The sequence below is a fragment of the Alishewanella sp. HH-ZS genome (assembly GCF_001704375.1).
In the GTDB taxonomy this organism is placed as follows: Bacteria; Pseudomonadota; Gammaproteobacteria; order Enterobacterales; family Alteromonadaceae; genus Alishewanella; species Alishewanella aestuarii.
On the sequence record NZ_LZEJ01000023.1, the window covers coordinates 1 to 21749 of the forward strand.

Consider the following 21749-nt stretch of genomic DNA (forward strand, 5'->3'; position numbering starts at 1 on the left):
CATGCTGGGCGCACACAAAAAAGGTGCCAGAGCGGCACCTCAGAACTTCAGCGCCGGTCTCAGGGCTGCACGCTTTGGCTTGGCTGCTGATAACGCTGTTGATAGCGCCGGTGCAGTTGCTTGTGCCGGTTATCTAAATCCACACTACGGCCGTCGATCCACATCTGTTCAACCTGATGGCCGCGATAATCAAAGATATCACCGCTGGATACCACCAGACTGGCGCTTTTACCAACTTCAATCGACCCTAAACGGTCGGCAACGCCGGCAATGGCAGCGGCATCCAGCGTCAGGGCACGTAGCGCCTCGGCCTGATCCAGACCATAGCGGGTAACATGACCGGCAGCGAATACCAGATTCCGGGTATCCCAGAAACCATCCAGCGACAACGCGAATTGCACCCCGGCCCGTTTTAACACGCCCGGCGCACTAAAGGCCTGATCGTAGGCTTCATCGCCACGGGTTGGCAAACCATAGGGCGCGGTATAGATCACAGCGACCTTATTCGCCGCCAGCTCATCGGCAATGCGCCAGCTATCGCGCCCACCAACAATCACCAACTTGACGCCATACTGCTGTGCTAACAGCATCGCCTGGCGCATTTGTCGCGGGTCATCAGCATGCACAAACAGCGGTAATTTGCCTTCGAAGAAGCTTAACATGGCATGCCAACGCGAATCCCGGCCACGATTCAGGCCGGCTTGTTCGGCCAGGTAATAGGCATGGGCGGCGCTGAAGTAATCCTGCAGCTGCGCTAATTGCTCTGCCTGACGTTTTTGCTGCTGCTCGACACTGTCACGCACCCACCAGCCGGTTTGAATCCCCATCCGCGGCCAATTGACATGCAAGCCAACACTGGACTGCACCAGCGCGTCCTGCCAGTTCCAACCATCCAGTTGCATCAGGGCTGAGCGCCCGGTGATCAGCGAGCCGGACGGGTAAATCAGGCTGTGGCTAAAACCATTGCTCCGGATCGTTGGGATCACGACCGAATCGGCATTAAAGGCCACTTCCGTGCGTAGATCCGGATTGGTCGCGCTGATTTCCCGATCGTCACGGGTAGCCCGTACCGCTTCCACCTCAATCAAGCCCAGTTGATTAATCAGCGCAATCAGTCCCGGATACAGGTTCTTGCCGCTAAGATCCTGCACTCTGGCATTGGCAGGTGCCGTCAGGTTAGTACCGACGGCAGCAATTTTGCCATCCTGAATCAGCACATCCTGCACCGCAGGTGCAGCAACCACAGAGTGCACTGTGGCGTTTTTTAGTAACAAGGGTTCAGTCTGTGCCGTGCCCGGGACCGGATTCACCGCACCAGCACTGCCGGCTGCCAGCACACAGGCGACAGCCAGTAAGGATTTAATCAGTTTCATCAGTGTTGTCCTCCGTGGGCATGACCATGGCTATGTAAATGGTCGCCAAAACCAAAACGCAGTTTCAGCCAGTCGTCGTTATCCTCACAATGCCAGATCGGATCGTCCTGTTTGTAACTGTTGGTACTGCCCTGGCGCGCCGATTCACCGGCGGTTAGCACTTTTTGGATCAGCTGCTGGCGCTCGTTTTCCAGTTGCTCACGCTGTGCCAGGTCGCTATTGCGGTCAAAGTAGCGGGCGCCTTCAATCCAGGTTTGCTGTACCACACTGTACACCGACAACGGATGCTGATCCCACAGCACGAAGTCGGCTTGCATACCCTCAGCGATAGACCCCACTCTGTCGTCAATCTTTAGCTGTTTGGCCGGATTAATGGTGACCATCTTCAGCGCTTCATGCTCATCCATATTGCAATACATGGTCGACTTGGCCGCTTCCTGATTCAGCCGGCGCAGCAGGCCCGGATCATCAGAGTTAACACTCACTAACAAACCCTGCTCATGCATCAGACAGGTATTGGTTGGGATGGCATCATTCACTTCCATCTTAAAGCCCCACCAGTCGGCGAAGGTTGACACGCTGGCACCGTGTGCCTGCATCTCACTGGCCACCTTATAGCCTTCCAGAATATGGGTATAGGTATTGACCTTAAAGCCCATCTCATCGGCAACTTGCATCAGCATCAGAATTTCTGAGGCAACATAAGAGTGGGTATGGATATGGCGTTTTCCTTCCAGAATTTCGACCAGCGTTTCCAGTTGATAATCACGCCGCGGCGGCACGGTACGGCCTTGCTCGCGACGCGACAGCTTGTTGTAAACCTGCCAGGCGGCCTGATACTCTTTGGCGGCCTGGAACTGGTCGCGGATAAAGGTTTCAACGCCGATACGGCTTTGCGGATAACGGGTATTAAATTCCGTGCCCCAGTTTGACTGTTTCACGTTTTCACCCAGTGCGAACTTGATGCTCGGTGGCGCGTTACGGAACTTCATGCCCTCGGCATCCGCGCCCCAGCGTAAGCTGATAATCTGCGCCCGGCCACCAATAGGGTTAGCACTACCGTGCAATACCTGTACCGTAGTTACACCGCCTGCCAGGGCACGGTAGATATTAATATCATCCGGATTAATCACATCGCCCAAATGTACTTCAGCAGTATTGGCATGAGAGCCTTCATTCACGCCCTGCTCAGTTGCAATGTGCGAGTGCTCATCGATAATACCCGGTGTCAGGTGCAGGCCGCTGGCATCAATTACCCGGTAGCCACGTGGCGTTGCCAGATTCTGGCCAATTTTCTCAAACTTACCGTTACTGACCAGCAAGTCAGTATTTTGCATTACACCAGCACTGGTCGCGGTCCAGATAGTGGCATTTTTTATATGCAGTTTTTCCGTAACCGGCAAGGCGCTCAGGCCAAAGGCACGGTTTGGATAGGTCAGTCTGGAGAGTTGTGTTGCCGGCTCTGCAGCCGCTTTAGGGGCCTTGGGCTCTACCGCACTGCGTTGCAGAGTCAGCAGTTGCTGCTTACCGGCGGCATCCAGCCAGTAGCCGCTTAACTGCTCGCCAGTCAGCACACCATTAAACTGCAGCACTATCGCCTGCTCAGTTAAGGCTCTTAACGGCAAACTAAATTGCAGCCGCTGATCTTGCACCCGCAGATGCTCCAGTTTGGCTTTTTTCTCACCCAGTACTGCTTCACCTGCAAGCTTGGGTGCAGTACCGCTAATCGTGATATCGATGCTTTGACCGTCGAGATTAAACTGGTACTTACCGGCAAAAACCGGCGGCTGCACCGGCGTAAAGCGATTTTCCTGGCCGCGCAACCAGGTTGCAACAATTTCGCCTTCGGCGAACAGGTCACCACGGCTGATCACCAGATCAGCCTGATAGCCCGGCGCCACCTTACCCAGTTGTTGTCCCAGCCCCAGCAGCTCTGCCGGTACAGTAGTCAGTGCGGCCAGCGCCTGCTGCTGACTAAGGCCATGCTGCACTGCTTTACGCAGATTGGGGATAAAGTCGGCTTTCTTTGTTAAACCATGACTGGTAAAGGCGAAGCGCACACCCGCTTGAGCCAGTACTGCCGGGTTCGCCGGTGCCCGCTCCCAATGCCGTAAATCCGCCAGATTGACGTCCAGTCGCTGCTCAGCAATCGTGACATCCGGCGCAGCCGGGAAATTGAGCGGTAATAGTATCGGCTTGCCGGTCGCTTTAATCTGCTCCAGCCGGCTGTATTCATAACCCGAGCCCAACAATAAGGCATTGCTGATATCAAATTCGGCTAATAAGCGGCTGGCCCGCAGCAAAGAGCGCTCATCGCTGGTATCGAACAATACGCCCTGCTGCTTTATCGTCGCCAGACCCGCCAGAGCGGCATTAAACTCCAGCGGCTGACCATTGACAGTAGTCACTTCGCGCGAGGTCGCCGCCTGATACCAATTGGCATCGGATAAGGTCTGACGGATCAGCGCAATAGCGCCCATCAACGACGAGGGATAGGTTTGTTTCGAACTGCCCTTACTGAAGGCCATAAAATGCTGCGCATCGGCCTTTAGTACCAGATTATTGGGTAAATCATCAGCCAGAGAAGCAACAAAAGCCGTACCGCGGAAAATGCCATCCTGCCGCGCACTTTGTACCACGGTAATACCCTGTTTCAGAAAGTCAGCAGCGGCCTTACTATCCGGCTTAAACTGGGTTACCCAGCGCTGCTGCGCATGGATCGCATCATTGGCGGCATTACCACCACGGCGCTCGTTTTCATACACCGGGCGGCGGCCAAAACTAAAACCTTCCCCCTCACCTGCCTTTGGCACCCCATACTGAGTATAGGGATCAATAAAGCCAGCATAGACCGTATAACCGCTGAGATCCCGCTGCTGATAGCCCGCCGGCACCCGGCCATTACTGCTGACGGCCTCAATTTTACCATCCCGGATCAGGATGGTGGCAGCGGTTAGGGTTTTACCGGGTTCGGTTTGCACAGTGGCATTGGTCAGCGCGACCAGATTTGGTGTTTTATCGCGGATCCCAAGCTGCGGTGTTGTCTGAGCCGCGATACCGGCAGCACTGTAGCCACCGAATAGCGCCAGGCTCAGCAAAGACAGGCGAGCTGATGTCATAACATTTTCCTGAGTGAAGCGGGGTTTACCCCTGCGTTTTTATATTAAAAGTCAGCTGACTTAACTCCTGCTCGGCCAGCGGCATACTAAAATAGTAGCCCTGTACCAGATAGCAGGCATTCTGCTTTAAAAACTCGGCCTGAGCTTCTGACTCCACCCCTTCCGCCACCACCCGCAGCTGCATCTTCTGCGCCATAGCGATGATAGCAGCCACGATATCCATATCATTTTGATCTTCTGGAATATCTTTGACAAAGGAGCGGTCAATTTTCAACTCATCAACCGGAAAGCGTTTTAAATAATTAAGCGAGGAATAGCCTGTACCAAAGTCATCAATAGATAAAGAGACACCGAGACGCTTTAACTGATTTAGCTGTTTAATAGCCGCATCGGTGTCACCCATTAACATACTTTCGGTAATTTCAAATACCAGATAAGCCGGATCGACGCCGGTGCGCCGGATAACCTGCTCGATAATCACCGCCAGTTGCTCATCATTAAACTGGCGGGCCGACAGATTGATTGACACACTGACGGCATAACCGCGGCTATGTTGCCGAGCCAGAAAACGACAGGCTTCCAGGATAATCCATTCGCCGATCTGCACAATTAAACCGGTACTTTCCGCAACCTGAATAAAACGTGCCGGCGGCACCAGGGTATTATCCGGCCGCAACCAGCGGATTAGCGCCTCGTAGCCGACCAGCGTCTCCTCAGCCAAGTCAATTTTCGGCTGATAATAAAGAATAAACTGCTGCTCGCGGATTGCTTCCCGCAGCTGATTCTCAATTAACAACCTTTGGTTGGCGGCATCATTAAGCGCCTGCGAGAAAAAGCGGTAAGTGTTTTTACCGCGGGCCTTGGCTTCGTACATGGCAAGGTCGGCGTGTTTTAGTAACAGCTCCTCGTCAATACCATCGTCAGGTGCAATGGTAATACCAATCGACGAGCTGATCGCCACTTCCTGACGGCCAAGACGTACCGGGGAAGCAAAAGCCTGCTGTAACTCTGCCGCAATCTGCCCAACATGGCCTTTATCTTTAATATCACTCAGAATCACGGCAAATTCGTCGCCGCCTAAACGGGCGATTAAATCGTCGTCACGCAAACGACCGGTCAAGCGGCGGGCAACTTCAATCAACAGCTCATCACCGGCATCGTGGCCCAGCGTATCGTTGATCAGCTTAAACTCATCTAAATCAAAATAAAGCAAAGCAAAACTATAATAACCGCGTTGTGACATGCTGATCGCTTTGCGTAGCTGATCCCGGAAATAGCTACGGTTCGCCAGTCCCGTCAGGGCGTCATAATACGCCAACTGCTCCATTTGCTTCTGACTTTGTTTAATAAAGGAAATATCCTGCATCGTCGCCACATAATGGCTAAGCATACCCTTATCATCCCGGATCGGTGCAATGGCAAGTGTCACCCAGCGCGGTACCTCATCCTGTCCCTGACTGGGTTGTAAAATCACATCGCCATGCCAGTGCTGGCGGTGCTCCAGGGTATGACTGATGTCAGACTGCAACTGTTGTAGATCGGTGGCAAATAACTTTAATAGCGAACTACCGTTGAGTTGGCTGCCGTCCTGCGCCAACATTTCCAGTAGAAAAGGATTCAGGTATTCAATTTCCAGATGACGGTTGGTAATCGCAATGCCCGAACTGGAAAACGACACCGCTTTGCTGAGTTTTCGCGCCTGTAATTCCGCCTGCTCTTTTTCCGCGATCCGGCTATTTAGACCTTCGACCAAATCACTGATTTCGCGTGACATACTAACGAATGCCCGATTCAGCATCCCCAGCTCGTCTGTCTTGTTATCCAAAAATAAGCCAGGTAGTAAGCCCTGCCCCAGCCGGTCAACTGCAAATGCCAGCCGTTTTAACCGTTTCAGTAATAACTGATGAATAAACCAATACAGCAGTAAGGTAAGTAACAGCGCTATTGCGACACAAAGCAATAAGGCTTGCCGCTGCAGTTGTTGCTGTTCCGCCAGCAACTGTCGCCGGTCCTGATACAACAAGAGATACCAATTAAGCGTAGGTAAAGCACTGACCGTCAGCAAGTAGTCCGGTGCCAGCGGAGCCAACGGCTGTGAGAGCCCCGTTTTGGCCAGTGACCTGGCCACCTGCTCTAACTGCGGCTCCGCTGGTCCGCCGGCCCGATAAATGCTGAACATCGGCAGCGACTGCTCCTGGCGCGCCACCAACAGTGATTGTCCGTTAGCGTCCAACAGCTGACTCCGGTTCAGCGGGCTCCAGAAGCCCAGGTTAGCGCGATTTTGCGTCAATTCCTGCAAGTTCACACTAAAGCCCATCACGCCAAGGAAGCGATCCTGCTGATAAACCGGTAGTAACAGACTGACAAACCATTTCTGCCACACTGCATCGTAATAGATTGGGCTCCAGCGCAGTGCCCGCTCCGGATTGGCCACCGGGGCGACCAATTGAAACAACGGATTTTCGGTCGCAGATACCGTGGATTCAACGTGCATCACCCAATCGGCCGGCGCTATTCGTAAATAACCACTGGCAGACATAAAAAATACACTGGCAAATTCTTGCTGTAGCAGCGGCATCATTTGCTGCCAGGCTCGCGCTGTATTATTCAACTCTGGCGAATTAGCTGCTGTCGCACTTCCTGCTGGCAGATAGACGCCTGACCATTCATCGCGAAGACGTTGGCTACCATCATTAGCGTTCAACCGTTCGGTTACAGAGGGAACAGGCAGTTCTGATCGCATCAGGTGCCGCAATAGCACCTGCTGCGCTCTGGACGCTTTTAACTGTAGTTCCTGCAGCTGACGCTCAAACTGCTGCTGATAATTTTCAGCGGTACGATTGATCCCCTGCTGCTGTTGCTGCAGTATGATATTCTGTTGATATGTGGTAAATGCTAAAGTAATAGTCAATCCGGTTAACAGCACCGCCAGAAAAACAATGGCCGATACCTTTAAACCGATTGAGTTTATCCCTGTCGCCTTATTCTGAGTAAGATCCTTCACCTATAGGGCTCGCTACTGTTATAGTGACTTGGAGTGCCAATGACAGGTACAGTTACACCTGTTTAATACTTTACCGTGTTTTACGTTAATCTAACAGAAGAGACTACACAAATGAAAAAAGCCCTGCTTGCTACTCTGTTATCTGCATCCCTGGCCTTGCCGGTAGTTGCCAACACCGCCTTTACTAACGGCAAAGACGCTGTGAGTTACCGCCAGGCCAGTTTCCAGTTAATCCGCCATAATATGGGCGATATTCAGGATATGATCCGTGGTAATGTTGCCTTTGATGCAGAACGGGTGCAACGTCGTGCTGAAGCCCTGGCATTACTGAGTCAGTTACCCTGGGAAAGCTTTACGGTACCCGGTGCTCAGGAAGCTGGCGGCAAGGTTAAACCTGCCATCTGGAACAATTTGCCGGAAGTTCAGGAGCGCGGCGAAAAACTGGCAGCTGACGCTGCAGCACTGTTAGCTGCGGCGAAAACCGCTGAACAGGCAGAAATTCGCAAAGCCTTTGGTGACTTTGCCCGTAACTGCAAAGCTTGTCACGACAAATATAAAGCGGATTAACCGCAGTTTACGTCTGACCAAGAGGGGCAGTACTCGGCACTGCCCCATGTCGATTAATCATTATTAGATAAAACGCAGTAATACTGCGCCCTGCCAGTAATAAAATAGCGCCAGCAAGGCTGCAACCAGCACAAAGTAACTCCAGCTGGCACGCAGTTTCGGTGCATCATTGCGATTCGCTGTTTTACTATAGCCACTTAACATCGCCCAAATCACGTTATCGTAGCGAATACTGTGCCAGAGTGCGGCCAGAATATGCACCGCTACGCACAGTAGGATCAGATCAATATTCAGCTTATGAATTTTCGATGCCAGTGACACCCATTCCTCTGATAAATAGCGTACCAGCGGGCCATCACTGATATAGCTGTTATCAAAAGTCGCCAAACCGGTCAGTAATTGCAGACTCAGCAGCAGTATCAATGCCAGGATCATATAGCCTCCCGCCGGATTATGCCCCAGTACCGGTACCGGCCGCCGTAAATAGCGCACAGCCGCCAGTGGCGACGCAACAAAGTGACTAAAACGGGCACTGGCACTGCCATAAAATCCCCAGCAAATACGGGCGATCAGCAAGGCCGCCAGCGTGTAGGCCAGTAGCTGATGCTGCGCCATCAGGCCTTCATTACCGGTATACCAGAGCCCAGCCAACAGCACGACTTGTGACCAATGAAATACCCGCACCGCTAAATCCCAGACTTGTACCTTGATCAACATTGAGCTTTCCTTTTGTTGTGCTAACCTTTTGATTTTATACCAGCGGATTAGAAAGATGAAAATATTAAGCTGGCTGTTTGCGCTACTATTACTGCTGATTTTAGTCTGTTCCGGCAGCCTGTATCTGTTTTTACGAGGCAGTTTACCGGACTATAATGGCCGCTATCAGGCGGCAGTGGCGGATCCCGTTACCCTGGCACGCGATGCCCTGGGCTACCTGGTGATCCGCGCAACGGAGCGTACTGATGCCGCCTACGCGCTGGGCTTTGCCCATGCACAGGAGCGTTTTTTTCAAATGGATGTCAGCCGCCGTTTCGCGGCCGGTGAGCTCTCTGCGTTATTTGGCTTACGCGCTCTGGCTCAGGACCAACAGCAAAGACCCCACCTTTTTCGTCGCCGTGCTGAGCAACTGCTGACCACATTACCGGCAGACGAATTGCAATTGCTGGCCGCTTATAGCCGTGGCGTAAATGAAGGCCTTGCCAGCTTAGCCCGCCCGCCTTTTGAATACAGCTTACTTAAAGCTGAGCCTGAAGCCTGGCTGGAAGCCGATACCTTACTGGTGATCTATAGCATGTACCTGGATTTACAGGGCAAGGCGGGACGTGACGAATATGCGATGACCAAGCTCAGTGCTGCCCTGCCCGCAGACTGGTATCAGTTTCTGCAGCAACACAGTGCCGACTGGCAAGCAGCCATTGATCACAGCCGGGTTAACGCCGTCCCTGTACCCGATAGCCCTTATCCGGCGATCTTAAGACAACAGCTAAGCTGCAGCCATTGTGCTATTAAAGATGCCACTGACCTTGGCAGCAATAATTTTGCCGTAGCAGGCAGCGCCACCCCGCACGGTGCGGCTATTCTGGCCGATGATATGCACCTGTCACAGCGGGTACCCGGGATCTGGTACAAGGTACAGCTGAACTGGCAGCAACAGGGACAGAGCCGGCAAGTCACGGGTTTAAGCTTACCCGGTACCCCGGCTATCGTCGTTGGCTCTAACGGTCATATTGCCTGGGGTTTTACTAATACCACCGCAGACTGGCATGATCTGGTCAAAGTGACCTTGTCAGAGGACCAGCAGCAATATCTAAGCCCCCAGGGCTGGCAAGATGTAAAGCACTATCAGGAGCAGATCCACATTAAAGATGCCCCGACGGAGCAGCTAACGGTGCTTTACACCGAGTGGGGCCCGCTGCTCCCCTTTCCTGACGAGCAACCTTATGCGCTGCGCTGGATTGCGCATCAACCCTATGCGGTAAACTTTAATCTGCGGCAACTGGAAGTCACCACTGGCGCAGCCGAGGCCTTAGCACTGGCACCGACTATCGGCATTCCGGCACAGAATCTGTTAGTCGCAGATGCCGCCGGCAATATCGGCTGGACAATGTTTGGCCCGATCCCGGAACGTCAGGTCGCCGACTGGGACACCGCTCAGACCTGGCATCAGGGCAGTAATTTTTGGGGAGAGATACTGCCAGCCGACGCTTATCCCAGCATCCTCAACCCGGACTCCGGCCATCTCTGGTCTGCTAATGCCAGAACCATAGGGGGAGATGCCTATCATCTGATTGGCAACGGCGGCTATGATTTAGGTGCCCGTGGCCATCAGATCGCCAGCAGCCTGCAACAGTTAAATGACGCCGACGAAAATGCCCTGCACCGTATTCAACTCGATCATCGCGCTGTGCTGTTAAGCCGCTGGCAACAGCTGCTGTTAGCCGAGCTCAGCCCTACTGTGGCGGAAGAAACGGGATTAAGCGATTTTCGTCAGTATATTGCCGAATCCTCAGATTACGCCGCACCGGATGCCATAGGTTATACCCTGCTGCGGCAATTCCGGCTTAGCATGCTGGAGCTGACCTTTGCCCCCATAGCTGCATTACTGGAACAAGCCGGTGCCCGCAGCAGCGATCTAAAATATTCGCTGGAAACCCCGTTTTGGCTGCTGTGGCAACAGCAGCGCCCGGATACCTTACCGGCGGCATATAGCAGCTGGCAGGAGCTGCTGTTAAGCGCCGCTCGGGATAGCCAACAGAAGATCCTGGCGCAGTATGGCAGTTTGCAGCAGGCCAACTGGGGCAAACGCAACAGTGCGCGCATCGAGCATCCGCTGGCTTCAGCCATACCACTGCTCGGCCGCTGGCTGAATATGCCAGCCACGCCGCTCGCCGGCGACAGCCATATGCCGCGGGTACAGCATGCGGCCTTTGGCCAATCGCAACGTATGGTGGTGGCTCCCGGTCAGGAGCAAAACGGCATTCTGGTGATTCCGGCCGGGCAATCCGGGCACCCGCTGTCGCCCTTTTACCGGGCGGATCATCGTTACTGGCAAGCAGCGATAGCGCTACCCTTTTTACCGGGGCCGGAAAAATATCAGCAACAGTTGCTGCCGGCCCCTTGACTTTGGCCATCCAGACGGATTATGGTGCTGATATGAAAACAGTATCAGTTGTGCTCGGTTTTTTTAGCTTTACCACCTTAGCGAGGAGGTAGCTGACCGTGCGCGCGTGTTAAGCAGAAACCTCCCAAGCCGGGAGGTTTTTTTTTGAATCGTTTTTAGTAGTTATCAGCACAGAGGCCGTTATGGAATTAGATCAGATCAGAACCGCGATCAGCGATACCGATCAGCAGTTATTGGGGTTACTGGCAAAAAGGCGTGCACTGGCATTGGCCGTCGCCGAAGCGAAATTATCGCGGAACAAGCCCATTCGCGATCAGAAGCGGGAACAGGAATTATTACTGTCGCTGATTGAGCAAGGTAAGCCGCTGGGACTGGATGCGCAGTATGTGACACGAATTTATCATGTCATTATCGAAGACTCAGTGTTACAGCAACAAGCCAAAGTGCAGGGCCAGTTAAATGGTGAACATACCCCGGCGGTAAGGGTAGCCTTCCTCGGCGGTCAGGGCTCTTACAGCTACTGGGCAACGCAAAAATACTTTACCCGTCGCGCCGAGCGGATTATTGAACTGGGCTGTGACAGCTTTAATGAAATTGTCAAAGCGGTGGAAACCGGCCATGCCGACTATGCGGTATTGCCGATTGAAAATACCTCATCCGGTTCTATTAACGAGGTGTATGACTTATTGCAGCACACCCGCCTATCAATAGTTGGTGAGTTAACCCATCCGATCGAGCACTGCTTGCTCGGCCTGCCCGGTACTGACTTAAGCAAAGTACGCCAGGTCTGCTCCCATCCGCAGGTCATTGCCCAGTGTAGCCAGTTCTTACTGGGGCTGACTAACGTTAAAATTGAATACTGTGAAAGTTCATCCGCCGCCTTTGCCAAGGTAAAAGCCTTACAGGACCCCACTATTATCGCGATTGGCGGCGAAGAAGGTGGCAAACTCTATGGCCTGGAGGTATTAACCCGCGAGCTGGCGAATCAGAAACAAAACGTCAGCCGCTTTATTGTGGTTGCCCGTAAACCGGTGCAAGTGGCAAAAGCGATCCCGGCCAAAACCACCTTTATTATGTATACCGGCCAGCAACCCGGTGCTTTGGTTGAAGCGCTGCTGGTGCTAAAGCAACATGGCATCAGTATGAGCAAACTCGAGTCACGCCCTATTCCGGGTAATCCGTGGGAAGAGATGTTTTATGTCGATGTCAGCGCCAATCTGAATGACTACGCCATGACGCGCGCGCTGGAAGAGCTGAACAATCTGACCAAGTTTGTCAAAGTGCTGGGCTGCTACCCGAGTGACGAAGTCACGCCAACCGAGATCCAGGCATAAGTCTGCATAGCCAGGCCTGAACAGCCAAGCCTTAACAGAGAAGATCGAGGGCAGCCCAGAGGCTGCCCTCACTGTATCAGAACAGGATCTGCTGGCCCTGCTCCGGGATCTGCGCCTGAATCCCCGCCTCAGCCAGCACCTCTTGCAGCACCTGCTGTGCCTCAGGTTCACCATGCACCAGATAGAACTCGGGCGCACCGCCAATGGCGGTGGCCCAGCGTACGAGCTCAGTTTGTCCGGCGTGCGCAGAAAAGCCGCCAATGGTATGCAATTTGGCTTTTACCACTGTATCCTGCCCGAAAATTTTCACCCGCTTTTCACCATCCACCAAACGCCGGCCGAGCGTGCCTCTGGCCTGAAAACCAACAAAGATGAGATGGTTAGTGTTTTTCCATAAATTATGTTTCAAATGATGTACGATGCGCCCGCCATTACACATGCCGCTGCCAGCGATAATAATAGCGCCATGAGTCACCCGGTTGATTGCCATTGAGTCTTCGACGGTTTCAGACACTTTCAGCATCGGTAACAACTGCTCCAATGTCATGCCTTTCTTATAACCAATCTTGTCCAAATCACTTTGCTCAAGTCGGTGCAGATACTCGCTATAGATCCGGGTGATGCTAATCGCCATCGGGCTATCCAGAAATACCAAACGTTGCTTTAGCCGCCCCTGACGGTGCAATAGTGCCAGGTAATACAGAATTTCCTGCGAGCGCCCCAGGGCGAAGGCCGGAATAAACACATTACCGCCATCGTTATAGGCTTGCTCTAACGCGGTCGCAAACTCCTCAATGGTATTATCCAGCGGTTGATGGTTACGATTGCCATAGGTACTTTCCATCAGCACAATATCGGCCTGGTCAATCTCGGTTGGTGCCGGCAGCAGTACAGTCGCGGGATTCCCCAAATCACCGGAGAACACCAGTTTTTTCATCGCCTGCTTACCCTTTAGCCAGAGCTGCACTATGGCCGACCCCAGAATATGGCCGGCATCAGCAAACTCCAGCTCAACGCCCTGCAGCGGAAAGGCCCTTTTGTTATAGCCCAGCACCCGCACTAAGTCACTCACCCGTTCAGCATCTTGCAGCGACATCACCGGCTCATAAATCTTCTTACCGGCACGGGCGGCTTTGCGGTTTTGCCATTCCAGATCTTTTAAATACAAATTGACGGAGTCCTTTAACAGCACCGGTAACAGTTCGGCGGTGCCCGGAGTACAGTAAATATTGCCGCCAAAGCCTTTCGCCACCAGCAAAGGCAATAAGCCGCTATGATCAATATGCGCATGCGACAGGATGACGGCATCTATGTCCTTTGGTTTAAACGGGAAGCGGAATTTGTGCCATTCTCTGACCTGATCCGCGCCCTGCACCATGCCACAATCGAGTAAAAACTGTTGTTGATTCATCTTTAACAGATAACAGGAACCGGTGACCTGCCTGGCGGCGCCGATAAAGGTTAAACTGGCATTAACTGGCATGGTTAATTTCCTCATGGTTCACCGCGCTAGTTTGCGGTGCTTGTTGGGGTCCATGCAATTTGGCAAGTGCCAGCATAGCCCGGGTTAATTGTTGGTTAAAACGACGCAGCTCGGCAAAACGCAACAGCTGATCGCCGCCAGAGTCATTACTTAAACGTTCGGTCAGCACCAGCAGATACAGCTGTTCTTTCAATTTTTGCCGTTGCCGCATCAAATCACGATAACAGCTACGGATCTGCTGTGCTGCATCCGGCCAATGTGCCGAACTGAGTTGTTGCCATAAAGTCTGTTCTGGCACAAAGGCTTGCGGATCGCGCTCGGCTTGCTCTGCTAACTCAGGTAGTAACTGTAATGTCATTTCTAACCTTAGCTGATTTTTGATTAGTTCGTTTAGCGCGTGCGATTCCTGCTCTGCCAGCTGGCTTTTGCCCAACAAGGTTAAATAGTGACTGATCTCACTTTGTAGCTGCCGGATCTGCTCAATACTCTGGCTTGATAATGTCTTGCCCTGACTTAACAGCAAAGCCTGACCGCTTATCAATTGCCCAACCCTTAAACTCTCCATACTCAGGGTCTTAATGGCTACTGCCGGAATACTCAGGCTGGAGGTATCCAACACTCGTAATTGGCCGGCTTTTTGTGCCCGAAAGCGGCTATTTAAAAACTTTACCAACCTGCTGGTCAGCGGCCACATCAGCAGCACGCCTAAAATATTAAATAAGGTATGAAACAGCGCCAAGCTAAGCGCCGGATTCGGGTCGTGAAACAGCGCGCTCTGTAGCAGGCTGATTAACCACAGCAAGGGCGTCAGGATAATGATAGCGACGACACCGGTTACCACGTTAAAGATCACATGTAGCATGGCTAACCGCTTGGCTTTTGCCGTCGCAGCTAAGGTCGAGATAATGGCGGTAGAGGTAGTGCCTAAATTTGCGCCGATCACAAAGGCAGCCGCCACTGACAACGGAATAACCCCAGTTGAGGTCGCAGTAATAACCAGCGCCAGTACCGCAATTGAAGCCTGCATCACCACTGTCAGCAAGGTGCCAATTAACACCCCGAGTAACAGGCCCCAGGCACCAAGCTCACTGAGCAGGGAAAACTCAATATCAACAAAGACGGTATCAAAGCTGTCTTTTAAGTAAGCCAGCCCCAGGAAAAACAAACCGAAGCCAACCAATGCCTCACCAAAACCTTGTCGCCGAGCCGATTTTGCGAAGAGTTTTAATAAGGCCCCCACGCCGATCAGCGGCATCGCCAGCGCATCAATTTTAAATTGCATGCCGACTAACGCCACAAACCAACCGGTCAGGGAGGTGCCGACATTACTGCCATAAATGACAAAAGCAGCATTTTGCAGCGACAAGATACCAGCATTGACAAAGCCGATGGTGGTAACAGTAATTACGGTTGAGGATTGCACGGCGACGGTGGCGGCCGTACCAAATAGCAAGCCCTGCCAGGATTTTTGCGTGCCGCGCTCCAGAAAATGCATCAGCGCCTGGCCGGCGGCGGCCTTCAGGCCCTTACTCAGCCAGTCCATTCCGAGCAGAATCAAGCCCAGAGCGCCCAGGCCAATTAAAATATCCGTCAATACTGCCTCCCTGTTACCTATCTATGTTATAACCCAACTTTACAACGTCTTAGCTGTTTTGTATCAAGAAAATGTCTGACTTTTTAAAAGGACCTTGTGATGACTGAGCGCAACGCTTTATCGAAACGCCACTTTGCTACCGCCCAAGAGTCGTTAGATGCCATCTCCCGACTACAGGACCATGATTCCTACAAACTGGCCTTTGCCGATACCGGCTTTTTAATGCAGGATGAGCTGCGGCATGTCCGGTTGCAACTGGAGTATCTGAAACCGCAACTGGTACTGGAGCAGCATCAAATTAATGCCACCATAGTGGTATTTGGCAGCGCACGTTTCCTGGCACCTGCTGATGCAGCAAAGCAGCTGTCGGACGTGAAACAGTATGTTATTACAGAGCCAGATAATCCGGCTGCTATTCATGCATTACAGCAGGCCGAACGCGATCTTAAGAATAGTCGCTATTATACTGCGGCGCAGGAATTCGCCCGTCTGGTCACTCAGCATAGCTGTCAGCATCCTGACTGCGCGCTGACCATTATCAGTGGTGGTGGCCCGGGTATTATGGAGGCGGCAAACCGCGGCGCCATGGAGGCTAATGGCAAAAGCATCGGCTTAAATATTGTGCTGCCGAAAGAGCAGCACCCTAACCCCTATATCACCCCGGAATTCTGTTTCCAGTTTCATTATTTTGCCATTCGCAAAATGCATTTCCTGCAACGGGCGCGGGCGCTGGTGGCCTTTCCGGGTGGCTTTGGTACGCTAGATGAGTTGTTTGAAACCCTGACCCTGATCCAAACCAAAAAAGCCGAACGGGTACCGGTGATTCTGTACGATAAAGCTTTCTGGCAACGTTTGATCAATTTCGAGATGCTGGCAGAAGAGGGACTGATTAGCCCGCAGGACCTGGAACTGATTCAGTATGTCGACAGCCCTGAGCAAGCCTGGCAGGTGATTTATGATTTCTATCAGTTGGGTATATAACGCCAGTAATTTCGGGCGCTAACTGCGCCCGTCTGCTGCTTTTTGCAGTAATTGCTTACTTTCCTGCAGAAATTGCTGCGCCAGCTCGCCGAAGAACTGCTGGCCCTTGGCAAATTCCGCCATTAAACCGGCTTTATCCTGTACTGCCAACAAGCCCAATAGCTGAGTAAAACGCTGCTGATAACGCTGCAGCAACGCCGTCACATCAGCCGATGACAGCATAATATCGGCATAAAGTTCAGCATTCTGCGCAAACAAACGCCCCACCATCGCCAGTTCCAGCCGGTAAATCGGTGAACTGAGTGCCAACAGCTCATTTAAATCAGCCTGCTCTTCGGCTAGATGCACACCATAGACCAAAGAGGAAAAATGCCGCATCGCCTGGATCAGTTGCATGGCGCTATCATGTTCTTCTGCCGCTTTGGTCGTCAGCTCCGCGCCCCAGATCACCAGTTGCTTTAATAACCACTGATAGTCTTCCGGCTGCCGGCCGTCGCAGACTACGACGACTTGCTTAATCAGGTTATTGATGTCCGGACCAAACATTGGGTGTAAGCCAACGACAGGCCCGCTATGCTGTGCCAGCATCGCTTGCAGCGGCCGCGCCTTAATACTGGTTAAATCGGCCAGTACGCACTGCGCAGGCAGTGTCGGTAACTGCGCAATCACCTGCTCGGTCAGCGTAATAGGTACCGCCAGTAATACCAGGGCGGCATCCTGACATAACTGGGCCGCCTGCGGCCAGTCCTGAGGTTCCAGTATTGCCACCTGATAGCCGGAGCGTTGAAACAAGCTGACAAAACGATTGCCTAAGGCCCCGGCGCCGCCGACCACCACCACCTTGCCGCCACTGGGCCGGCAACAGACAAAGTGCTGATCCTGGGTGGCATAAGACTCGCGCATCACCCGGCGTAATAAGTCCTCAACCAATTCCGGCGAGACGCCTTGCGCCAGCGCTTGCTGTCGTCTGGCGGCAAGTAATGCCTGCTCCCGCTCCGGTACATAGACCGGCAATGCATAGTGTTGCTTCACCTGCCCAACCTGGGCGGTGACTCTGGCCCGGCGCGCCAATAGCTCGACGAGCTCACTGTCCAGCTGATCAATTTGCTCTCGCAGCGGCTGTAACGCCGCTGCAGCTGCATCACTGGGCTTCACCTTAGGCCACCGCCGCCAGTTGCCGCATTTGTTGCGCTAAACTGTCCAGCAAATCCGCTGTTGTTGGCCAGTCAATACAGGCATCCGTGACTGAGACACCGTATTTTTCCGCTTTGCCATTAACGATATCCTGCCGCCCGGCCTGTAAGTGGCTTTCCAGCATAATGCCGATAATGGCATTATTGCCGGCCAGGCGCTGCGCCAACACCTCTTGTGCCACCTGCGGTTGCCGGTTATGGTCCTTATTGGAATTGCCATGGCTACAGTCTACAACAATGCCGTGCGGTAAATTAAGTTTATTCAACTGCGCCAACGCAGCCTCGATGCTGGCGGCATCATAATTAGGTTTGGCACCACCACGCAGGATAATATGCCCATCCGGATTACCGGCGGTTTGGATCAGGCTGACCTCACCTTTTTGGTTAATGCCAAAGAAGGTATGACCGCTGGCAGCCGACTGCAGGGCATTAAGTGCGACGCTTAAGCTGCCATCAGTACCATTTTTAAAACCTACCGGCATCGACAAGCCGCTGGCCATTTCACGGTGAGTTTGCGACTCCACAGTGCGGGCACCAATCGCCGCCCAGCTAATCAGATCCGACATATACTGCGGGCTGATCGGATCCAAGGCTTCGGTCGCCACCGGCAATTCCAGCTCGACCATTTTCAATAGCAGCTCACGGCCCCAGGTTAAGCCGGTCTCTAAATCGAAAGAGTCATCCAGGTGGGGGTCGTTGATAAAGCCTTTCCAGCCGACTGTGGTACGGGGCTTTTCAAAGTATACCCGCATCACGATATACAAACTGTCCTGATAGGCTAACTGCAGTGCTTTTAACTTATTGGCATATTCAATGGCGGCAACAGGATCATGGATTGAACACGGACCTGTTACCACTAACAGACGTTTGTCACGGCCGTGAATAATATTGGCGATATCAGCGCGGGCTTTGGCAACAAAGTCCGCGCCTTGCTCCGATAACGGCAATACCCGTTTTAATACAGCCGGCGAACTTAAAGGTTTCTGCGCCACTATGCGCAGGTCATCGACGATCATGGACACGATTGAGCTCCTTTGCAGTGCCGCAGAGACTAAGCATAGGCAAGAATCTGGGCTGTGCCGCTTGCTGACGCAAAAAAGCGTTATCTTCCGCCCTCTGTGCTAAGTAAGCTGTGCAAAACCCAACTCAAACCCGTAAACTTATTTATACAGCACGTATCTATAAAATTACAATAGGCTGGAGTGTACGGATAGATGGCTATTAGGTCAACCCTGCAAGGCAATAAAAATAAGGAAAACCCAGCTTTAGCCAGGAAAATAAAATGTACACATATTTTTACAGTGAAGCTAGCAGAATAGCGAATTCAGATAATTAACAGCGAAAAGGGTTATAAACGTTGTAAGATTTTTTGATAGGCCAGCGAGATACGGACAAAGGTGGTTTTATCACCGCCCCGATCCGGATGATGTTTTAGCGATAAACGCCGAAAGGCCTTTTTCAGCTCGCTCAGGCTGCAGGGCCAATCCAGTTGTAGCAGCTGTAACGCCTCTTCATCATTGAGCTGGATCACGCTACTGCTAACGCCATGGCGCTGCTGATAATACTGCCAGAAGCTCGCCAGTCGTTTACTTAATGCCACCGGCGTCATCCGCCAATAGTTTTGCCAGTCGGCATAATAGGCTGCCTTGCTGTCGGTAAGCAGCGGTAGATGGTCTTGCCAGGGCGAAATTTTAATTCGTGCCAGGCCAATATCCAGATAAGCGGTACTGCTGAGCGCCCAACGCTCTGCCAGTCGGTACAGCAAGTGATACAGCACAAAATGGCGTTGGAATAGCGCAAATTGGCTGTCTTGAATGGTACTAAGGGGTTTTAAATCCAGCAGGGTTAACAGTTGTTGCTCGGTCAGCTCGCCAAAACGGCGTAACAGGATCTGCTCCAACCGAAGCTCCAGTTGTTGCAGCTGAGTGGGATTAAGCGGTGCTGTAGCAGTCAGTTCTGCCATAAAAAAACAGGGCCGGCATAGTGCCGGCCCTTAACAGCTTAGTTAAGCTTTTCGCGGATACGCGCTGATTTACCTGAACGATCGCGTAAGTAGTAAAGCTTAGCACGGCGAACGGCACCACGACGTTTAACGGTGATGCTGTCTACCAGCGGGCTGTGCGTCTGGAATACACGCTCAACACCTTCGCCATTAGAGATTTTACGTACGGTGAATGAAGAGTGCAGACCACGGTTACGCTTGGCGATAACAACGCCTTCGTAAGCCTGTAAACGGGTTTTGTCACCTTCTTTAACTTTAACCTGAACCACTACAGTGTCACCTGGAGCGAATGCAGGAACGTCTTGTTTCAGTTGTTCCTGTTCAAGTTGCTTGATGATGTTTTGGCTAACTTTGCTCATAACAATCTCACTTTACCTGGAGTTAACTATCTTGCTGCTGCAACGCCTGGTATTCCTGTTGGAATTCTGCCAGTAACTTGCGTTGCTCCTTAGTCAGAGCCAGGGAATTTAACATATCCGGCCGTCTTAACCAGGTTCTACCGAGAGCCTGTTTCAGACGCCAGCGTCTAATTTCTTCATGGTGCCCACTCAGCAATACGGCGGGTACCTGTTTGTCTGCTAACACCTCAGGGCGGGTATAATGTGGACAATCCAACAAGCCGGCTGCAAACGAATCCTGCTCAGCAGATAAATCATGTCCCAAAACCCCGGGCACCAGTCGCGACACGGCATCAATTAATACCATTGCCGGCAACTCGCCCCCACTTAGTACGTAATCGCCGATTGACCATTCTTCGTCAATTTCGGTTTCGATCACGCGCTCGTCAATTCCTTCGTAACGGCCTGCTACCAGGAGCAGTTTCGGGTGTTTTGCCAGTTCAGCCACACCTTGCTGGTCTAATTTACGGCCTTGCGGCGACAAATAAACCGTATGTACCTTATCCCCTGCTGCGGCTTTCGCCGAGCGAATGGCATCGGTCAGTGGCTGCACCATCATCAGCATACCGGGGCCGCCGCCATAAGGCCGGTCATCAACAGTCCGATGTTTGTCCGTGGTAAAATCCCGCGGGTTAAAACACTCGAGCCGAACAATGCCCTGCTTTACAGCCCGACCAGTGACACCGTATTGCGTAATCGCCTGAAACATCTCCGGAAACAGTGAGACAACGCCCACCCACCTTGGTTGTTCCTGCATTAAAACGCCGGGTCCCAATCTACTGTGATTTGCTTCGCGGTTAAATCCACCTGCTTGATCACGGTCTGATCAAGATAGGGAATTAAGCGCTCACCCTTACCAAAGGCATCAGTCCGGTTGGCTTTCACCACTAACACATCGTTAGAGCCGGTTTCCATTAAGTCGGTTACCACGCCCAGATCGTAGCCTTGCTCATTCACGACTTTTAGATCCATCAGATCTTTCCAGTAGTACTCGCCATCGTCCAGCGCCGGTAAGGCGTTGGCGGCAACCGCGATTTCAGCATTGACATAAGTCTGCGCCTGTTCCCGGACATTAATGTCAGTCAGTTTGGCAATTAAGCCATTACTATGCCGTTTCCAGCTGCTGACTGTTACTGTCTGCCAGTTACCCTGAAATTTGACCTGCCAGGGTGTGTAATCAAAAATCCCTTCCGGGATGTCCGTGTAGGAGTTAATTTTTAGCCAGCCATTGATGCCGTAAACCGCACCAAACTTGCCAAGTACTACAAAATCTTTTTCACTCAACAGTGACAACTCCACACGCCTTGCTAATTAAGCAGCTGCTTTCTTAGCGTTTTTTACCAGAGTGGCCACGCGATCACTCAGTGCAGCACCTTGTGCTACCCAGTGGTCAACGCGATCCAGGTCCAGACGCAGTTTCTCTTCAGTACCGTTGGCGATTGGGTTAAAGAAACCCACGCGCTCAATAAAACGGCCATCACGAGCAAAACGGCTGTCCGCTACCACAACTTGGTAAAATGGACGCTTTTTCGCGCCACCACGTTGTAAACGAATAGTTACCATACCGTCCTCTAATTTCA

The 21749-nt window shown here is 52.3% G+C and carries 17 protein-coding genes; 4 read left to right on the top strand and 13 right to left on the bottom strand.

What is annotated here, in order from left to right:
• Positions 1-59: 59 nt before the first annotated feature.
• The 3 genes from A9165_RS10330 to A9165_RS10340 are packed head-to-tail and all read right to left on the bottom strand — an operon-like array spanning position 60 to position 7496.
• Positions 60-1373, bottom strand: coding sequence for an amidohydrolase family protein (locus tag A9165_RS10330; protein ID WP_083216264.1), 1314 nt, complete (start codon positions 1371-1373; stop codon positions 60-62).
• A complete protein-coding gene (locus tag A9165_RS10335) occupies positions 1373-4492 on the bottom strand; it encodes an amidohydrolase family protein (protein WP_008609849.1) in 3120 nt (1039 codons plus the stop codon). The genes A9165_RS10330 and A9165_RS10335 overlap by 1 nt, the downstream gene beginning before the upstream one ends.
• A gap of 25 nt (positions 4493-4517) precedes the next feature.
• A complete protein-coding gene (locus A9165_RS10340) occupies positions 4518-7496 on the bottom strand; it encodes an EAL domain-containing protein (protein ID WP_008609848.1) in 2979 nt (992 codons plus the stop codon).
• A 111-nt stretch (positions 7497-7607) separates the two neighbouring features.
• Here A9165_RS10340 and A9165_RS10345 point away from each other — a divergent pair, with 111 nt between their 5' ends.
• The gene (locus tag A9165_RS10345) at positions 7608-8063 is read left to right on the top strand and encodes a cytochrome c (protein WP_008609847.1); all 456 of its coding nucleotides are present in this window, start codon (positions 7608-7610) and stop codon (positions 8061-8063) included.
• 63 nt (positions 8064-8126) lie between these two features.
• On the opposite strand, the gene A9165_RS10350 is transcribed toward A9165_RS10345, so the two are convergent.
• Positions 8127-8780, bottom strand: coding sequence for a cytochrome b/b6 domain-containing protein (locus tag A9165_RS10350; protein ID WP_008609846.1), 654 nt, complete (start codon positions 8778-8780; stop codon positions 8127-8129).
• Between the two features lie 55 nt (positions 8781-8835).
• Here A9165_RS10350 and A9165_RS10355 point away from each other — a divergent pair, with 55 nt between their 5' ends.
• Together A9165_RS10355 and A9165_RS10360 are read left to right on the top strand one after the other, a co-directional pair.
• Complete coding sequence (locus A9165_RS10355) at positions 8836-11184, top strand: penicillin acylase family protein (protein WP_065955814.1); 2349 nt, start codon at positions 8836-8838, stop codon at positions 11182-11184.
• Between the two features lie 182 nt (positions 11185-11366).
• On the top strand, positions 11367-12518 hold the full coding sequence (locus A9165_RS10360; RefSeq protein WP_065955815.1) for a chorismate mutase: 1152 nt from the start codon (positions 11367-11369) through the stop codon (positions 12516-12518).
• A 76-nt stretch (positions 12519-12594) separates the two neighbouring features.
• Here the strand turns inward: A9165_RS10360 and A9165_RS10365 are convergent, their stop codons facing one another.
• Positions 12595-14001, bottom strand: coding sequence for an MBL fold metallo-hydrolase RNA specificity domain-containing protein (locus tag A9165_RS10365; protein ID WP_065955816.1), 1407 nt, complete (start codon positions 13999-14001; stop codon positions 12595-12597).
• Positions 13991-15595 carry a Na/Pi cotransporter family protein gene (locus A9165_RS10370; protein ID WP_255365698.1) on the bottom strand — a complete coding sequence of 535 codons (1605 nt, stop codon included), beginning with the start codon at positions 15593-15595 and terminating at the stop codon, positions 13991-13993. The genes A9165_RS10365 and A9165_RS10370 overlap by 11 nt, the downstream gene beginning before the upstream one ends.
• 99 nt (positions 15596-15694) lie before the next feature.
• On the opposite strand from A9165_RS10370, the gene A9165_RS10375 reads away from it, so the two are divergent.
• Positions 15695-16576 (top strand): TIGR00730 family Rossman fold protein, encoded by an 882-nt coding sequence (locus A9165_RS10375; RefSeq protein ID WP_065955817.1) that lies wholly within the window; start codon positions 15695-15697, stop codon positions 16574-16576.
• A gap of 18 nt (positions 16577-16594) precedes the next feature.
• Here the strand turns inward: A9165_RS10375 and tyrA are convergent, their stop codons facing one another.
• From tyrA to rpsP, 7 genes are all read right to left on the bottom strand, one after another.
• Complete coding sequence (gene tyrA, locus A9165_RS10380; protein WP_065955818.1) at positions 16595-17731, bottom strand: bifunctional chorismate mutase/prephenate dehydrogenase; 1137 nt, start codon at positions 17729-17731, stop codon at positions 16595-16597.
• Between the two features lies 1 nt (position 17732).
• Entirely contained in the window at positions 17733-18785 is a 1053-nt protein-coding gene (locus A9165_RS10385; RefSeq protein ID WP_065955819.1) for a 3-deoxy-7-phosphoheptulonate synthase, read from the bottom strand.
• Between the two features lie 332 nt (positions 18786-19117).
• Positions 19118-19732 carry a DNA-J related domain-containing protein gene (locus tag A9165_RS10390; RefSeq protein WP_065955820.1) on the bottom strand — a complete coding sequence of 205 codons (615 nt, stop codon included), beginning with the start codon at positions 19730-19732 and terminating at the stop codon, positions 19118-19120.
• A 38-nt stretch (positions 19733-19770) separates the two neighbouring features.
• A complete protein-coding gene (gene rplS / locus A9165_RS10395; RefSeq protein WP_008609837.1) occupies positions 19771-20130 on the bottom strand; it encodes a 50S ribosomal protein L19 in 360 nt (119 codons plus the stop codon).
• 22 nt (positions 20131-20152) lie between these two features.
• The gene (gene trmD / locus A9165_RS10400; RefSeq protein ID WP_065955821.1) at positions 20153-20926 is read right to left on the bottom strand and encodes a tRNA (guanosine(37)-N1)-methyltransferase TrmD; all 774 of its coding nucleotides are present in this window, start codon (positions 20924-20926) and stop codon (positions 20153-20155) included.
• Positions 20926-21462, bottom strand: a complete 537-nt coding sequence (gene rimM / locus A9165_RS10405; protein WP_065955822.1) for a ribosome maturation factor RimM — start codon at positions 21460-21462, stop codon at positions 20926-20928. The genes trmD and rimM overlap by 1 nt, the downstream gene beginning before the upstream one ends.
• A gap of 18 nt (positions 21463-21480) precedes the next feature.
• Positions 21481-21732 (bottom strand): 30S ribosomal protein S16, encoded by a 252-nt coding sequence (gene rpsP / locus A9165_RS10410; protein WP_065955863.1) that lies wholly within the window; start codon positions 21730-21732, stop codon positions 21481-21483.
• Positions 21733-21749: the final 17 nt, after the last annotated feature.

Bases quoted from the DNA above. Each gene is read 5' to 3' on its own strand.
- A9165_RS10360 (WP_065955815.1), top strand. From the start codon at position 11,367: ATGGAATTAGATCAGATCAGAACCGCGATCAGCGATACCGATCAGCAG.
- rplS (WP_008609837.1), bottom strand. From the start codon at position 20,130: ATGAGCAAAGTTAGCCAAAACATCATCAAGCAACTTGAACAGGAACAA.
- A9165_RS10330 (WP_083216264.1), bottom strand. From the start codon at position 1,373: ATGAAACTGATTAAATCCTTACTGGCTGTCGCCTGTGTGCTGGCAGCC.
- A9165_RS10345 (WP_008609847.1), top strand. From the start codon at position 7,608: ATGAAAAAAGCCCTGCTTGCTACTCTGTTATCTGCATCCCTGGCCTTG.
- rpsP (WP_065955863.1), bottom strand. From the start codon at position 21,732: ATGGTAACTATTCGTTTACAACGTGGTGGCGCGAAAAAGCGTCCATTT.
- A9165_RS10355 (WP_065955814.1), top strand. From the start codon at position 8,836: ATGAAAATATTAAGCTGGCTGTTTGCGCTACTATTACTGCTGATTTTA.
- A9165_RS10375 (WP_065955817.1), top strand. From the start codon at position 15,695: ATGACTGAGCGCAACGCTTTATCGAAACGCCACTTTGCTACCGCCCAA.
- A9165_RS10335 (WP_008609849.1), bottom strand. From the start codon at position 4,492: ATGACATCAGCTCGCCTGTCTTTGCTGAGCCTGGCGCTATTCGGTGGC.
- A9165_RS10350 (WP_008609846.1), bottom strand. From the start codon at position 8,780: ATGTTGATCAAGGTACAAGTCTGGGATTTAGCGGTGCGGGTATTTCAT.
- A9165_RS10385 (WP_065955819.1), bottom strand. From the start codon at position 18,785: ATGATCGTCGATGACCTGCGCATAGTGGCGCAGAAACCTTTAAGTTCG.
- A9165_RS10365 (WP_065955816.1), bottom strand. From the start codon at position 14,001: ATGCCAGTTAATGCCAGTTTAACCTTTATCGGCGCCGCCAGGCAGGTC.
- A9165_RS10390 (WP_065955820.1), bottom strand. From the start codon at position 19,732: ATGGCAGAACTGACTGCTACAGCACCGCTTAATCCCACTCAGCTGCAA.
- trmD (WP_065955821.1), bottom strand. From the start codon at position 20,926: ATGCAGGAACAACCAAGGTGGGTGGGCGTTGTCTCACTGTTTCCGGAG.